General features: G+C 43.3%; 2 pseudogenes. One reads left to right on the top strand and one right to left on the bottom strand.

What is annotated here, in order from left to right:
- Window positions 1-236 precede the first annotated feature (236 nt).
- Window positions 237-767: pseudogene (seqA, locus tag CIK04_RS34260) on the bottom strand (replication initiation negative regulator SeqA).
- 91 nt (window positions 768-858) lie between these two features.
- Here seqA and CIK04_RS26905 point away from each other — a divergent pair.
- Window positions 859-983, top strand: a pseudogene (locus CIK04_RS26905) (histidine kinase); the annotation flags it as partial.

The following is a 983-nucleotide window of genomic DNA, read 5'->3' on the forward strand; positions in this document are numbered from 1 at the left end:
CAACCGCGATGCCCTGACGTACCAAACTCTACTTTGTGTGCTGAGTTTGTCGGATCGGGTTGAAGGAGGAAATAATTAGCAACGAGTGCTGGGATATTGTGAAGATCTTCTTGCAGAGCTTTCTGCCCTGCACGAGGGTGCATAGCCATTAATGACATCCTTCTTAAATATACTCAAMMAAAAAGCCTCATAATATCGGCATAATCTTGCGCATTATGAGGCTTCTATCAGGTTTCTTAAATTGAACCTGTTACTTTTTCAATTAAATCAGGCTGGAATTCCATATGTACCATCACTTGCTCGACCATTTGCCTCTTACGGCTAGTGTTGTTATTGGTGATGACCCAAAAACCCGTGCCTGGAATGGATTTTGGTTTCGTCGTATTGCCATTTTCTAGCAATGTCGCCTCATTGTCAGCGAAATAAACACGCTTACGACCTTTCACTTTTGTCGCTTGAGTAAACGACTCAGGGTTGATGCGATGTAGCGTGCTCAGCACAAGCATAAATGATCGATGGCTTTCTTTAATGAGGCAAACTCATCAGAAATTAATAGTGAGCGCATCTCTTTTACGCCATCAAGTTGAGTGTCTTTGCCTGCATCTTTGCTTACTACGATGCCTTTCGGTTCTATCGTAATAGGGGCAACAGTCTGACGTCCATCCACATTCAATAGGCGGCGCAAATATCCGATGCACTTCGCCAATATGCTGGGTTTGACTAGCAATGTAACGGTATAGATCCTCATCAACCTCAATTGTTTTCATTCGCTTTTCACAATCTCAATGTTTAAACTCTGGGGGATTATAACGAGATCCTCGCGGATACTCCACGTTAAACCCATCACGAACAAGATAAATGTCAGCATTGCTCAATTACAAACTCGAAGGTGACGGTCAAGCCATTGTTTGCTACACGGCTTGTTCGGCAGTTTAAGTAACTTAGGTCTACTCGCACGAGATCTCTCACAAGATCATCGTGTC

This window comes from Vibrio sp. 03_296 (assembly GCF_002265885.1).